The sequence below is a fragment of the Noviherbaspirillum sp. L7-7A genome, assembly GCF_019052805.1.
Lineage (GTDB): Bacteria > Pseudomonadota > Gammaproteobacteria > Burkholderiales > Burkholderiaceae_D > Noviherbaspirillum_A.
Window position 1 is genome coordinate 32568 of sequence record NZ_JAHQRJ010000002.1, and the last position, 12955, is coordinate 45522.

Sequence of the window (12955 nt, forward strand, 5' to 3'; positions counted from 1 at the left end):
AGACGCCGCACCTTATCTGCTCCGGGCACCGCTGACACGGCGCGCTCAATCAGATTTCACACCTAACGGCATCGGCATCGGCATCGGCCATTCCAGGTGCTTCTGTAGATGCAGTACCCAACGTGCATCGGATCACAATCTCAAACTAGACTGCGGTCTCAGCCAACTTACTAGATGAATAAAGGGTGCGACGCCCCTGCACTGCACCCTGCCAGCGCCTGCAGACGTCGCACCTGATCAACTCCATGCGCCACTTTCACGGCACGCCCAACTTGTCTCGAAAGTCGCCTGCCGCTCAAGCCCTCAAGCCGCCTGGCCAGCCAGCGCCATCAGGTCCACCACTTCCAAACCCGCCAGGTCCTGTGCCGCATTCCCGGCGAACGCGGCACGGCTGGGCTGCGCATTCTGCAGGTACTGCATGGCCACGGCCTTGAGTTGAAGATCGGTGCATTCGAGCACGCCGTGTCGGAACTGCTCCCGCATCGCCTGGGTAACACCGGCTTCGCGCAGCTGCCATGCCTGCAGCGCTTCATGATGCGGGCTGCGCGGCTTGTCGAGTTCGCCGATCACGCCAATGATGGCTTCCTCGATATGCTCGCGCTGCAGCGGCGCTTCCACCACCCAGGCCACCGCACGAGCAAAGTCTTCGTAGGTGCCGGCAAGCCGTGGGTCGCGGTAGGACAGCATGGTGAAAACGCCGCTGTGCGCCGCATAGCGCGCGGTGCCGCCATAAGCGCCACCCTCCTCGCGCAAGGCCTGGTGCAGCACCTGGTTGGTCATCAGGTTAGCCAGCACGGACAGCACTGGCGCATCCTCATGACCCAGGCGCGGCACCGCCCAGCTCGCGAAGCAGTGGTTGACCTGCGCCGGCGCCATCAGCGCCACGCTGGCCGGCGCGCCACGCTCGCGTTGCGGCGCGGTGGCTGTGCTGTCCGGGTCGGCGCCAGGCACATCGATCAGTCGCGCCAGATGCGCGCCGTCTTCCTCCACGCCTGCGCCGATGATGCGCACCGGCGCAGCCAGGACCCGTTGGTGCAGAGCGGAGAGCCGCTCGCAGATGGCTTGCAAACCATCGTCCGATTCGATCTGGCGCGCCAGGGCGCTGTAGAAGCGCAGCGCGCCGGCGCCGTCGACTGCATCCTGGAAGTGGCGCCGCAGGGAATAGGGCAGCTCCGCTGCAATGGCGGCGTACTGGTCACCCTGGTCGGCCAGGTCCTGCAACTGGTTTTCCGCGATCTGGTCGATCAGGAAGGCGATCCGCTCGCTTTCGTCGAAGCGGGCCTCCCGGATGGAATTCGACAGGAGCTGTGCAATGGCGTCCTGCTCCTCGCGCACATTGCGCGAGGAAAAGGACAGATTGACGCGCAGGGCTGGCCCCTCCGCCTTCAGGGATTCCTGTGCATCGAGGTCCACCGAGAACGATGGCGCCAGCTGCTTGCGCCAGGATGCGGCTTCGGCAAAGTTCATCGCGCCCACGCCGAGATCGGGCAGCAGTTCGGCATACAGGTCCAGCCACGGCCAGTCGGCTTCTTCAAAGGCCGACACGTCGTATACCACCCGGCCATAACTGATGCCGTTGCTGGCAATGCGCAGGCCCAACAGGCGTCCGGCGTCTTCGGGCAAATCGTGCAGGGGCCGCGGCAACGGGCTCACGTCTTGTGGACGGATACGCGGCAACAGGTCGTTGTTGACGGGCTGGCGCTGGCGGGCCAGCAGCGCTTCGGCTTCGGCCGCAATGCGCTGCGCCTCGGTCTCGTCCATTGCGCCAGAGAGCTGCGCAAGGCGTTCCTCCTCGATCGCGTTGCGTGCGTCGAAATAGCGGGCATCCGGCTCCACCGTCACAGTCAGCCGGGTTGGCGCGGCCAGCAGGTCACGCACCATAGATTTGAAGAACTCCGGATGACGGATTTCCTGCTCCAGCTTCGCTAGAGTGGCTTCGCTATCGAAGGCTGTCATGATGTCGCCGCCTGCCATTTCGAATGGCAGCGCCTGCAGCAGCTTGCGCATGCCGTAGGGCAGCTGGCCGCCCTGGATCTCGCGCTGCGAGAAGCGCAGGTCTCGCAGTGCCGCCTGCAACACCGCATGCGGCACGCCGGTCTGCGTGGTCTTTTCCAGGGTGCGCCATATCAGCGCGCGCGCTTCTTCAGTCTGTTCACGGGTCAGGCCTTCCATGCCGAGATGGAATACCAGCTGGCGATGGCTCGGGTCCATCCCATTGAAGGCAGACGGCCTGCCATAGCCAGCCGTTTCCATCGCATGCAACAGCGGCGCCGAAGCGTCGCCCACTAGGCCGGCTTCCAGCAGCTGCGCCCGGTAATACGCCACGGGGTCAGCCGATTCGCCGGCCAGCCAGGCCAGCTGCATGCCGTACTCGTCGTCGCGCGCGGTGGGCGATGGGATGCGGATGGTGGTACTGCGCGGCGCCTCCCATTGCGGCGCCAATTCCGGCATCATGCGCGGCGCCTGGCCTGAGAGCTTGTCCAGCACATGCTCGGCAATGACCCGCTGCACCGCGGCCGGATCGACTGCGCCAGCTGTCATGAACACCGCCTGCGATGGATGGTAGTGGCTGGCGTGGAACTGCTTCAGGTCGTCGTGGGTGAGCGACGGAATCGCCAGCGGGTCGCCGCCCGACTCGACGGCATAGGTGGTGCCGGCAAACAGGATCGCGTCCATGCCCTGGGCCAATGCCCGCATCGGGTCGGCAAATGCGCCCTTCATCTCATTAAACACCACGCCGCCATAACCCAGCTTGCCGTTCTCCAGCGTGTGGCGCCAGCCTTCCTGCAGGAAGTCCAGGTATTCCAGCTGCGGGAAGAACGCCGCGTCCAGGTAGACGCCCAGCAGGTTAAAAAAGTCGGCTTCGCTGGTGCTGGCGAACGGGTACACGGTGCGGTCGGGATAGGTCATCGCATTCATGTAGGTCGCGGTCGAACGGCGCAGCATCGAGAAGAACGGGTCGCGCACCGGGTAGCGGCGCGAGCCGCACAGCGCCAAGTGCTCCAGGATATGCGCGCGGCCGTCGTCCTTGTCGGGCACGGTGGGAAAGGCCACCAGGAAAACCATTTCGGGATCGTCGGTTGCCAGATGAATGTGGCGGGCGCCACTGGCGGGATGTTCGTATTCTTTCAATACTGCCTGCATGACCTTGACGGGCCGGACACGCTTTTCAATGAAGGTCATTGACTAATCCTATTAATGATTTAATTTGTATAGCATTTTATCGCAGATTGCCAGACGCTGCGTCGCAGGCCAGCGCCAGCGATTGCAGCACCTTGCAGCTTTCATCTACTCATCTGGTGGCGCCGTTAGCAAAGATCAATGGCGTGGCGGCGCGAGGGAGTATGACAAAGATCAGCCGCCAGCGTTAGCGCCAGCGCATGACGCAGGTTTTCTGCGCATGACGATTGGGCAGGCTGTTATCGCGTGTGTCTCTGAAGATGCGTTGCTTCCAACCGTTTCCAGGCTACTTGAAGAAGCATTCCGTGTGCTTACCCACTCCCACTCCCACACCGGTCGCCGACCTGACGGCCGTCAAGGCGCGCCAGCAGGCGGCTTGGTCCACCGGCAACTATGCCCTCATCGGCAGCACCCTGCAGATCGTCGGCGGGAATTTGTGCGAGGCGCGCGACCTGCGTTCCGGCATGCGCGTGCTCGATGTCGCTCCCGGCAACGGCAATGCCACGCTCGCGGCGGCCCGCCGCTAGTGCGAGGTCACATCGACCGATTATGTGCCGGCGCTGCTCGACAGCGCCCGCCGGCGCGCCGAAGCTAATGGCTTTTCCATCGAATTCCAGCAAGCCGATGCAGAAAACCTGCCTTTCGCCGATGCGGCCTTCGATGTAGTGCTGTCGACTTTGGGGGTGATGTTCACGCCGGACCAGGAAAAGGCGGCCAGCAAAATGGCACGGGTGTGCCGGCCGGGCGGCCGGAAAGGCCTGGCGAACTGGACGCCGGAAAGCTTCATCGGGCAGGTGTTCAGGACGATAGGGAAATACATCCCGCCTGCGGCAGGCGTGAAGTTGCCGGCATTGTGGGGCACCAGGGCCAGGCTGGAGGAGATGTTTGGCCAGTTCGCCGCGGACATCCTCATCGCAGAACGGGCATTCGTATTACGCTATCGCTCGCCGCAACACTGGCTGGACGTGTTTCACACCTATTACGGCGCGATATGAACAAAGCATTTGGCGCGCTCGATGAGCATGCCCAGCAGGCTTTCGCGCAAGACCTGCTGGACCTGATGGCAAGGCTGAACCGTTCAGGCGATGCCACGCTGGTGCTGCCCAGTCCCTACCTGGAAGTGGTGGTGGAGCGCACGGCCTGAACGCGGCTGCGTCGCAGCCCGGCGATCAGAACTCTTCCCAACCGTCGCCAGCAGTGGCAGCAGGGCGCGCCAGTGCCTTGGGCTTGTGCATGGCGGCAGGCTCCTTTGCGGTGGCCGGCGCCATCGCGGGCAGGGAAGGGGAAGCTGCCGCATGTCTGGCCGTGGCCGGCAGAGCAGGCTGGGCAGGCGCGCCGGTGTCAAGCCTGAAGATGCTGACCTCGCGGGCCAGGCTGCCAGCCTGCTCCTGCAGCGATTGCGCGGCGGCTGCGGCTTCCTCGACCAGCGCGGCATTCTGCTGGGTGACCTGGTCCATCTGTCCAACCGCCTGATTGATCTGGTCGATGCCGCTGCTCTGTTCCTGCGACGCCGCCATGATCTCGGCCATCATGTCGGTCACGCGACGCATGCTGCCTACGATGCCTTCCATGGTTTCTCCGGCATGGCCAACCAGCCAGTATGAATCCGGGGCCGCAGTGACATGATGCCGGGCTTGCATTACCTTGTGACCAGCAACTGATCCCACTATTTTGACGGGCAGCAGATGGGCGCAACCTATTCCACGCTGGAGGATCTCCACCAGTGCTTGACCCACGAATTCGGCCTGGTTGCCGAGGCGCCGCATCGCGGCAGCTGGCGCACCTATTTCTGGAGAAGGGTCGAATGGCATCCGTCGCGGTCGACCCGCACGGTCAAGGTATTGATGGATGCAGCCGGGAGACCATGGAAGATCCAGCTCTGTGTCTCTTCCGACAACAACAACAGCGTCTTTCTGACCGCGCCCTTCATGCATGACGCGCTGAAACAGGCGATTGACGGAGAGATTCGTCAGCTTGCAGGTGCCTTGCAGCGCTGATGGCAGTAGCGGCGCGCCATCAGCTGGCAGCCGCCGGTGTTGGCAGTATCAAACCAGCCTGTCGCGCCTGCGCAAATGAACCAATACCAGCGTTCAAAGGCCCAGGCCAAGCAAGGGCAGGGCCGCTGGTTCCGGCACCTGCGCCGTTTCGCCTTCCAGCGTGAAGCGGAAATTGTCAGCGGCGAACGCGACCGATGTGCCCGGCTGCACCCAGACTTCCAACCTGTCGATCAGCTGGCTCGGGCCGGTCGCGCGGGTCACGAAGCTTTGCGGCGCGGTGTCAAGAAAGGAGAATTGCAGCGTATTGTCCAGCAAGCCGCGAAACAGCCAGGCATCGCCTCGTGCGACCGGTCCCAATGCCGCGATGTCATAGCCGTCAACGGTGAAGTCGCGACCCGTGAACGTGGAAAACACCGTCGGCGCATTGGGCGCACCGGACACTGTGCCTTGCGTCACTGGATTGGCGACCAGCGCGCTGGGCGGGTTGCCGACGCTTGCCGAGAGAACGAAGTTCCGGGCGATTGCTTAATTCATCCGGCTCTCGAACCGGTCGACGCCGGGCCGGAAACCCTCGTCCAGGTTCTCGAAGGTGACCACCGCCGCCACGGATGGCGACATTGCCATGGCTTGCATCAGAAACAGGGCGCAGGCCAGCAGGGCCGCTTTCCAGGAGTTCGGTTTCATGGTGTGTCCTTGGCGTGATGTTGTACCGACGCGGCAACCTTGCCTTGCAGCGGTAATCAGCACGGAAGCCTCCATCCGACTGATGGTGGTGAAATCCAGCGCGATGTTTCTTGTGTCAGGCCAAACAGGTTGTAGATCTCGTGCAGATGCCATCGATCGGCTTGGGACACTATGCCTCAGCTCAAGCGCCGCCGGCCAGTGTCTTCCTTACTGCGCCGCTCCTCGCCATGGGAACGCGCCCGCCAGAGCAGGCCAAGCGCGAGGCTGCCGGCAAGCAGCCACTTGCGATGCATGCTGGCCCAAAGCTGTATGCTGTGGTCATGCGCGCCAGCGCTGTAGGCACCCCTTGCCTCATACGGCCCGGGCACCGGATCCCACAGGTTGGCGGCCCGGTCCGCAGCGACTGGCTCGTCGGTATGCTGCCCCCTGAAACCGGTGCGCGCCAGATAGCGGTCCATCAGGCCCGGCACGAGCTTTTCCGCCAGGATGGTCATGGCCGACGGCCCGCCGACCACTAGTTCGCGTCGTCGCGCATGCGCTGCCCAGTAGATTGCCCGGGCCGCGACTTCCGGCTGGTAATAAAGCCCCATCGGCCTGGGATGCTTGCGCAGGGTGGTCTTGCACCATTCGAACTGCGGCGTGTTCACGCCCGGCATCTCCAGCATCGTCAGATGGATGCCGCTTCCTTCATGCATCAGCTCGGTGCGCAGCGATTCGGTAAAACCCTTGATTGCATGCTTGGCGCCGCAATAGGCCGACTGCAGCGGAATCGAGCGATAGGCAAGCGCCGAGCCGACCTGAACGATCGTCCCGCGCTTGCGCTGCCGCATCCGCTTCAGGGCAGCCATGGTGCCCCATACATAGCCGTGGTAGGTCACGTCGGTCACGCGGCGGTAATCCTCGGGCGAGATCTTTGACAGCGGCGCGAAGATGGTCGCCATCGCGTTATTGATCCAGATATCGATCGGCCCAAGCGCTTCCTCAACGCGGGCGGCGGCCGCTTCGACCTGGTCCGGGTCCGCCACGTCGGTCGGTATGGTAATGGCCTTGGCGCCCAGTCCACGGGCTTCCGCGCATGCCGCCTCCAGGCGGTCGGCATCACGCGCCAGCAAGGCGATGGAAGCGCCATGCCTGGCGAATTCGCGCACGGTGGCGCGACCAATGCCTGCGCTCGCGCCCGTGATGACAACCACTTCAGGATGCTGACTATTGTTCATCACATGCCTCCGGTGAAGAAGCGGCGGCTGTTTTTGTTTGCCAGCCAGGAAGGCATTTGACTGGCATCGGCGGGGCCAGGTTCAATGCATCCGGCGCATGCGGCCCTTGCGCAACGTGCACCCGCCTATATGCCCGGCGCCTTGTCGAACGAGGCCGCAAGGTAGTCGACGAAGGCTTTCACGCGGGTGGTAGCGCGGTGCTGCTGCGGGTAGACCGCGTAGATATCGGCATCGGGCGTGTCGTAGCCGGGAAGCAGGCGAACCAGCCTGCCTTTCTCGATGTAATCCTTCACATCCCATTCTGCGCGCAGTAGGATGCCATTACCGGCAAGGGCCCAGCTGACCGCCACGCCGCCATCGTTGGTGGTCAGATTGCCGCGGATGCGCACGTTCTGCTCGCCGGATTCCGCCGCCGCCTTGCCCTTCTGCCGCCCGTGGGTGAAGCGCCAGACGCCGTATTCATCGCCTTGCCGGATGCCAATGCAATTGTGCTTGCTCAGTTCCTGCGGCGTTTTCGGCTCGCCATGGCGCTTCAGGTAGCCGGGCGAGGCGCACACGATGCGGCGGTTCCTGGCAAGAAGGCAGGCAACGGCGCGGGTGTCCGGCGGCGGGCCGAAGCGCACGCAGACATCGTAGGCATCGTCGGACAGCGGCGGCGGCGCAACCGTCAGGTGCAGCTGCACGTCGACGTCGCCGTACTGCTGCACGAAGCTGCGCGCCAGCGGCGCGACGTAGCTGCGGCCAAAGCCTAGCGTGGCATTGACCCGCAGCAGCCCCTTGGGCGTCTGCCTGGTGCCCCACAACACGTCTTCCAGATCATCGATCTCGCCAAGGATGCGGCGCGCGCCTTCGAGATAGGCCTCGCCTTCTGGCGTGAGGCTCATGCGACGGGTAGTGCGGTTGACCAGGTTCAGGCTCAGCCGCGACTCCATCAGCGCCAGCCGCTTGCTCACGGCTGCCGTGGTGATGCCCAGCTCGCGGGCGGCGGACGCCAGGCTGCCGCAGGACACCAGCGTGGAGAAGAAGCTGAAATCGGCGGGATTGATCGCCTTGGGCATAATTAACTTTAGGTAAATGACAGTCTTACTTTTTAGCCGAGATTTAATATGCAGTCAACTTAGAATCGCCTCCCTGACAGCGTCATCACATGCACAGGAGACGACCGTGAAGCATCTACTAACGTTGAACCATTTGATCAGGGCGCTGTTGCCTGCCTGCTCGGCGCGGCCAGCCTGTGTGCCGCGCAGGGATGGCCCGCCAAGCCGGTGACCATCGTGGTGCCTTTTCCCGCAGGTGGCACCACCGACGTGCTGGCGCGCGCCATTGCCACCAGGCTCGGCCCCGTGATCAACCAGAGCGTGATCGTTGACAACCGGCCCGGCGCCGGCGCCACGCTGGGCGCGGCGTCGGTGGCCATGGCAGCGCCGGACGGCCATACCCTGCTGATGGGCGCTGTGGATCACACCATTGCCACCAGCGTGTACAGGAAGCTTTCCTACAGTTTCCAGAAAGACTTCGCGCCCATTACCACGGTGGCGCTCGTGCCGAACGTGCTGGTGGTCAGCAGCACCATGCCCTACAAAACTGTGGCCGACTTGGTTGCCGATGCGAAGTCCGCCCTTGGCAAGCTGAGCTACGGCTCCAACGGCAATGGCACGGCCCAGCACCTGATTGGCACCCAATTCCAGATGATTAGCGGCGCCAGCATCCTGCACGTGCCCTACAAGGACAGCGCACCGCTGACGACCGACATGCTGGGCGGCCAGGTCGATATGTCCTTCGACACCGTCACGCCGGTGCTGTCCTTCATAGGCAGGGCAAGCTCAAGCCCCTGGCAGTGACTACCGCTCGCCGCTCCTCCGCACTGCCGGACGTGCCCACGATGCAGGAAGCGGGCATCGCCGGGCTGGATATCGGCACCTGGTTCGGCCTACTGGCGCCGGCGGCCACGCCCAGGGACATTACTGAAAAGCTCAACCGGGAAATCGTCAGGATCATCCACACCCCGGAATTCCAGAAACAGATGGCTGACATTGGCATCGAGCCGATGGGCAACAGCCAGCAGGAGATGGCGAGGCAGATCGCGGAAGAAACCGAAAAGTTTGCAGTGCTGCTTAAAAACGGCAACGTCAGAATCGATTGAACGAGGAAACCATGATAGTCATTGAAGACAAGAAAGCGGCAAGGGAAGCAGCAGTCAGGTCGCGGACCGATGTGATGGCGAAGTTCACCGCCTATGTCGGCAAGCGGCTGCCCACCGATGTGGAGTACAAGCTGGCCGACCTGCGCAGCAAGGAAACCCATCCGCTGGCCAAGGCGGTGTACCAGTCGATGAAGGAAAACCAGGAAGCGGCAGACCGGCTGGACCGGTCAAGCTGCCAGGATACCGGGGTGATCCAGTACTTCATCAATGACGGCGCGAAGTTCCCGCTGCTGGGCGAACTGGAAGACATCCTGCGCGAAGCCACGCTGGAAGCCACCCGCAAGGGCCCGCTGCGCCACAACGCGGTGGAAACCTTCACCGAGAAGAACACCAGCACCAATACCGGCTCGAAGATTCCTTGGCTTGACTGGGAGATCACACCCAATGAGGACAGCGTGACCATCGATGGGTATATGGCCGGCGGCGGCTGCACGCTGCCGGGTGCGACCAAGGTGCTGATGCCGGGCTAAGGCTACGAAGGCGTGGCGGAGTTCGTGTTCGATGTGATCACGTGGCGCGGTGTCAATGCCTGTCCGCCGCTGCTGGTGGGCGTGGGCGTGTCGACCTCGGCCGAGACTGCGGCCCGGCTATCGAAGAAAGCCATATTGCGGCCGGTCGATTCGCGCCATCCGAACGAGAACGCGGCAAGGATGGAAGCGCTGCTGGAGAAAGGCCTAAATGAAGTCGGCCTCGGGCGGCGGGGCCTAACGGGCAATGCCAGCGTGATGGGCGTCAATATCGAATCGTCGGCACGCCATCCATCGAAGATAGGCGTGGCGGTATCCACCGGCTGCTGGGCGCATCGCCGCGGCTGCATCAGGATCAATGCCGATCTGAGCCATCACATCGTTTCGCACCAGGGAGTAACGCTGTGAACGCCGTGAAAAAAATACTGACCACGCCAATCAAAGATGAAGACCTGGCAGACCTCAACGTGGGCGACGTGGTCTACCTGACCGGACAACTGGTGACTTGCCGCGACGTGGCGCACCGCCGGCTGATCGAGCTGGGGCGCGAGTTGCCAGTCAATCTTGAAGGCGGCGCGGTCTTCCATGCCGGCCCCATTGTGCGTCAGAAAGAGGATGGCGACTAGGAGATGGTATCGATCGGACCGACCACCAGCATGCGCATGGAAAAGTTCGAGAAAGAATTCATCAGGCAGACCGGGGTGAAGCTGGTGGTGGGCAAGGGCGGCCTAGGCGCCGAGACTGCCGCCGGCTGCGTCGAGAACAAGGCGGTGCATGCGATCTTCCCCGGCGGCTGTGCGGTGCTGGCTGCCACCAAGGTGGAAAAGATCGAAGACGCCGAATGGAAGGACCTCGGTATGCCGGAAACCCTGTGGATCAACAAGGTCAATGAATTCGGACCGCTGATCATTTCCATCGACACAAAAGGCAATAACCTGATCGAGCAGAACAAGGCGCGCTTCAATGAGAAGAAGAAGCCGATCCTGGAGCGGATCAATGCGCAGGTGAAGTTTATTTCTTGAATGCACGTGTAGTGGCGCCGATTCATGGCCGGGCGATTGCCTGGCCATGGCGGCTTACGTGATGAAGCCCGTCAGACCCGTTGCTCAGTGCTTGCCGTCATGCTTCACCTGCTGGCCTGGCGCGCCACTCTTGCCATGGGTGGACGATGAAGTCTTGTCATGCGCATAGCCGGACGCGCCGGGCGCAGGTTGGGCAGCGCTGCCTGAAGCGTCGGATGTGGTCATGCCGCTCGGGCCGCTTGCACTTGCGCTGCTGCCCGGGCGACTCGCGCTGCTAGCAGTGCCGCCAGCGTTGCTTCGCGTTCCAGCCGAAGAACCGCCGCTGCCCGATGTCGAGGCGCTAACGCCGCTGCCGCTCGTGCTCGCACTGCCTGTCGTGCCGTCGGTGCTGCCAGTGCTACCAGTGCTACCTGTGCCGCTCGTTGTCGTCGTGCTGCTGCTCTGCGCCTTGCGCACGCCCGTGCCGCCATCGGCATGCCGGCCTGCGGCGAAGCCGCTGCTGTCCGTGGTGCTGGTGCTGCCGGTGGTGGCACCTGTCTGCGCGTAGGCGGTGGCGGAAGCGGCGGTGATGAATGCTGCTACCAGATAAGCGTATCGTTCAGTTTTGCGTCGCATGGTTTCTCCTTGAAGTTGGCTCCCGCTTCCAGGGATGCGTGCTTGCGTGAGTTACCCTTATGGAGTCCATGCGTCCCGCCAAGGTTCTGTCCAGGTTGTAACAAATTGTCAGACTGAACAATTTTCACTTCGGCAAACCGCGGGAACGCCTTGCCGAACCGGTTCCGCGCCATAGCGCCCGCCATAGCGTGCGCTATGCAGGATTGCGGGAAGAAGGGCCTCAGTCCTTTTGCGGATCGTGCCCCCAGTTCATCAGCGAGTAGCGCCAGTCGCTGGTGGCGGGATCGCTCCTGCTGGGGCCCTGCGCCAGATGACGATGCACATAGCCGACGACTTGGCGCATGTGCGCCAAGTCGTCCTCGCTCAGGTCGGCCGCCGGCTTATGCAACAGATCGATAATGCGCCGGCCGGACTGGTGTCCCACCGATTCGCTGCTGCCCTGCTTTTGCCCGACCCGCTTCGAATCGTCGCTGCCGAGCCATTTCTCCAGCTGCGCTGGTGTCATGTTGACTGCCTGCTTGAAATCGGCAATGGTCTTGCGCTTTTCGTCGTTCTGGTCTTTGCTGCCTGCGTTTGTATTCATGGGCTTTTCCAATCAAGGGACATGGCGTATTTCGCACCGGCCTGGCTGAGCAAGTCCGAAGCGGTCGTCGATTCCTTTTTTGGACAAGCGTGTCAAGGAAGGTTTCGCTGTGATTGCTACGTGATGCCGGCGCGCGCAATAAAGGCCCTGTTTTTATCAACCTGGCCAAGCGTAGCCTGGGTTGAGGAAAAACGAAACCCGGGGCCTCACCGTTCACTAACTCCAAGCCGCATTTGCAAACCATCAGGGATGAAGCGCATTGCAATAGAGCGATGTGAAGGATAGCCTGCGCCGAACGGCCATCCCACGGCAGGCAAGGCCAGCGCTTGCAAGCCTATTTGCTTCGCGTTATTGAAGGAGGAAACGGGATGACGTCGCCATTGAAGTCGAAGGTTAGGTTTGAAGATATAAGGATCAGCTCGGGTTTCGCTTCGCTCAACCCAAGCTACGGTTGCTACGCTTGCTCCGACAAGTAGGTCCTTTGCTTATCCGCACAGATGCCTGGCAGCCTGGACATTCAGCCCGAACACAAGCAGCATGTCTGCACCCCTCTATAGCCATGGAGCACACATCATGACAACACAAGGTTTCGTCGTCTCCCATGCCAAGGACGCCAGCTTCACGCGCGGCCTGCGCTCCTTCTTCGAATATCGCGACCTGGGTATCAAGGATGCGACGGCCGGCAGGGTAGCCGCGCATGTGATCCGGGCAGCGGCCGGGACCGATTTTTCCAGCCAGCCTCATGCCCATGCAACCAGCTTCCAGCTGGTGTACGTCCTCAAGGGCTGGATCGAGTTCGAGTATGAAGGCCAAGGGCGGGTCCGCCTGGAAGCCGGCTCCTGCGTGCATCAGCCGCCGGGCATACGCCATCGCGAAGTCGGCCATAGCGACGACGTCGAAATGCTCGAGATCGTGATGCCCGGCGACTTCACCACCCATGAGGTGGAGGCGGTCTAGGGTCACCGCCGGCGCGTGTCGCCAGCGCCG

The 12955-nt window shown here is 62.6% G+C and carries 9 protein-coding genes and 5 pseudogenes; 6 read left to right on the plus strand and 8 right to left on the minus strand.

Annotated elements, in window-relative coordinates; translation table 11 throughout:
• Window positions 1-303: 303 nt before the first annotated feature.
• Window positions 304-3183 (minus strand): insulinase family protein, encoded by a 2880-nt coding sequence (locus KTQ42_RS18355; RefSeq protein ID WP_217347078.1) that lies wholly within the window; start codon window positions 3181-3183, stop codon window positions 304-306.
• Window positions 3184-3440: 257 nt separating this feature from the next.
• Between KTQ42_RS18355 and KTQ42_RS18360 the strand changes: the two are divergent.
• Window positions 3441-4324 (plus strand): annotated as a pseudogene (locus tag KTQ42_RS18360) (methyltransferase domain-containing protein).
• A gap of 25 nt (window positions 4325-4349) precedes the next feature.
• Here KTQ42_RS18360 and KTQ42_RS18365 read toward each other — a convergent pair.
• Window positions 4350-4775: pseudogene (locus KTQ42_RS18365) on the minus strand (methyl-accepting chemotaxis protein); the annotation flags it as partial.
• Window positions 4776-4865: 90 nt separating this feature from the next.
• On the opposite strand from KTQ42_RS18365, the gene KTQ42_RS18370 reads away from it, so the two are divergent.
• The gene (locus KTQ42_RS18370; protein WP_217347079.1) at window positions 4866-5177 is read left to right on the plus strand and encodes a hypothetical protein; all 312 of its coding nucleotides are present in this window, start codon (window positions 4866-4868) and stop codon (window positions 5175-5177) included.
• Between the two features lie 93 nt (window positions 5178-5270).
• Here the strand turns inward: KTQ42_RS18370 and KTQ42_RS18375 are convergent, their stop codons facing one another.
• From KTQ42_RS18375 to KTQ42_RS18390, 4 genes are all read right to left on the minus strand, one after another.
• On the minus strand, window positions 5271-5633 hold the full coding sequence (locus KTQ42_RS18375) for a hypothetical protein (protein WP_217347080.1): 363 nt from the start codon (window positions 5631-5633) through the stop codon (window positions 5271-5273).
• A gap of 69 nt (window positions 5634-5702) precedes the next feature.
• Window positions 5703-5861, minus strand: coding sequence for a hypothetical protein (locus KTQ42_RS18380; protein ID WP_217347081.1), 159 nt, complete (start codon window positions 5859-5861; stop codon window positions 5703-5705).
• Between the two features lie 176 nt (window positions 5862-6037).
• Window positions 6038-7078: an SDR family oxidoreductase gene (locus tag KTQ42_RS18385; RefSeq protein WP_217347082.1), complete on the minus strand. Its 1041-nt coding sequence runs from the start codon at window positions 7076-7078 to the stop codon at window positions 6038-6040.
• 125 nt (window positions 7079-7203) lie between these two features.
• Complete coding sequence (locus tag KTQ42_RS18390) at window positions 7204-8136, minus strand: LysR family transcriptional regulator (protein WP_217347083.1); 933 nt, start codon at window positions 8134-8136, stop codon at window positions 7204-7206.
• A 156-nt stretch (window positions 8137-8292) separates the two neighbouring features.
• On the opposite strand from KTQ42_RS18390, the pseudogene KTQ42_RS18395 reads away from it, so the two are divergent.
• From KTQ42_RS18395 to ttdB, 3 pseudogenes are all read left to right on the plus strand, one after another.
• Window positions 8293-9221 (plus strand): annotated as a pseudogene (locus KTQ42_RS18395) (tripartite tricarboxylate transporter substrate binding protein).
• A gap of 11 nt (window positions 9222-9232) precedes the next feature.
• Window positions 9233-10156, plus strand: a pseudogene (gene ttdA / locus KTQ42_RS18400) (L(+)-tartrate dehydratase subunit alpha).
• Between the two features lie 5 nt (window positions 10157-10161).
• Window positions 10162-10770 (plus strand): annotated as a pseudogene (ttdB, locus tag KTQ42_RS18405) (L(+)-tartrate dehydratase subunit beta).
• 84 nt (window positions 10771-10854) lie between these two features.
• Here the strand turns inward: ttdB and KTQ42_RS18410 are convergent.
• On the minus strand, window positions 10855-11385 hold the full coding sequence (locus KTQ42_RS18410) for a hypothetical protein (RefSeq protein WP_217347084.1): 531 nt from the start codon (window positions 11383-11385) through the stop codon (window positions 10855-10857).
• A 220-nt stretch (window positions 11386-11605) separates the two neighbouring features.
• On the minus strand, window positions 11606-11968 hold the full coding sequence (locus KTQ42_RS18415; protein ID WP_217347085.1) for a DUF3140 domain-containing protein: 363 nt from the start codon (window positions 11966-11968) through the stop codon (window positions 11606-11608).
• Between the two features lie 573 nt (window positions 11969-12541).
• Here KTQ42_RS18415 and KTQ42_RS18420 point away from each other — a divergent pair.
• A complete protein-coding gene (locus KTQ42_RS18420; protein WP_217347086.1) occupies window positions 12542-12925 on the plus strand; it encodes a cupin domain-containing protein in 384 nt (127 codons plus the stop codon).
• The last annotated feature ends 30 nt before the right edge of the window (window positions 12926-12955 follow it).

Excerpts from the sequence above, each read along its gene's own strand:
- KTQ42_RS18355 (WP_217347078.1), bottom strand. The coding sequence starts at position 3,183 with ATGACCTTCATTGAAAAGCGTGTCCGGCCCGTCAAGGTCATGCAGGCA.
- KTQ42_RS18370 (WP_217347079.1), top strand. The coding sequence starts at position 4,866 with ATGGGCGCAACCTATTCCACGCTGGAGGATCTCCACCAGTGCTTGACC.
- KTQ42_RS18380 (WP_217347081.1), bottom strand. The coding sequence starts at position 5,861 with ATGAAACCGAACTCCTGGAAAGCGGCCCTGCTGGCCTGCGCCCTGTTT.
- KTQ42_RS18385 (WP_217347082.1), bottom strand. The coding sequence starts at position 7,078 with ATGAACAATAGTCAGCATCCTGAAGTGGTTGTCATCACGGGCGCGAGC.
- KTQ42_RS18390 (WP_217347083.1), bottom strand. The coding sequence starts at position 8,136 with ATGCCCAAGGCGATCAATCCCGCCGATTTCAGCTTCTTCTCCACGCTG.
- KTQ42_RS18410 (WP_217347084.1), bottom strand. The coding sequence starts at position 11,385 with ATGCGACGCAAAACTGAACGATACGCTTATCTGGTAGCAGCATTCATC.
- KTQ42_RS18415 (WP_217347085.1), bottom strand. The coding sequence starts at position 11,968 with ATGAATACAAACGCAGGCAGCAAAGACCAGAACGACGAAAAGCGCAAG.
- KTQ42_RS18420 (WP_217347086.1), top strand. The coding sequence starts at position 12,542 with ATGACAACACAAGGTTTCGTCGTCTCCCATGCCAAGGACGCCAGCTTC.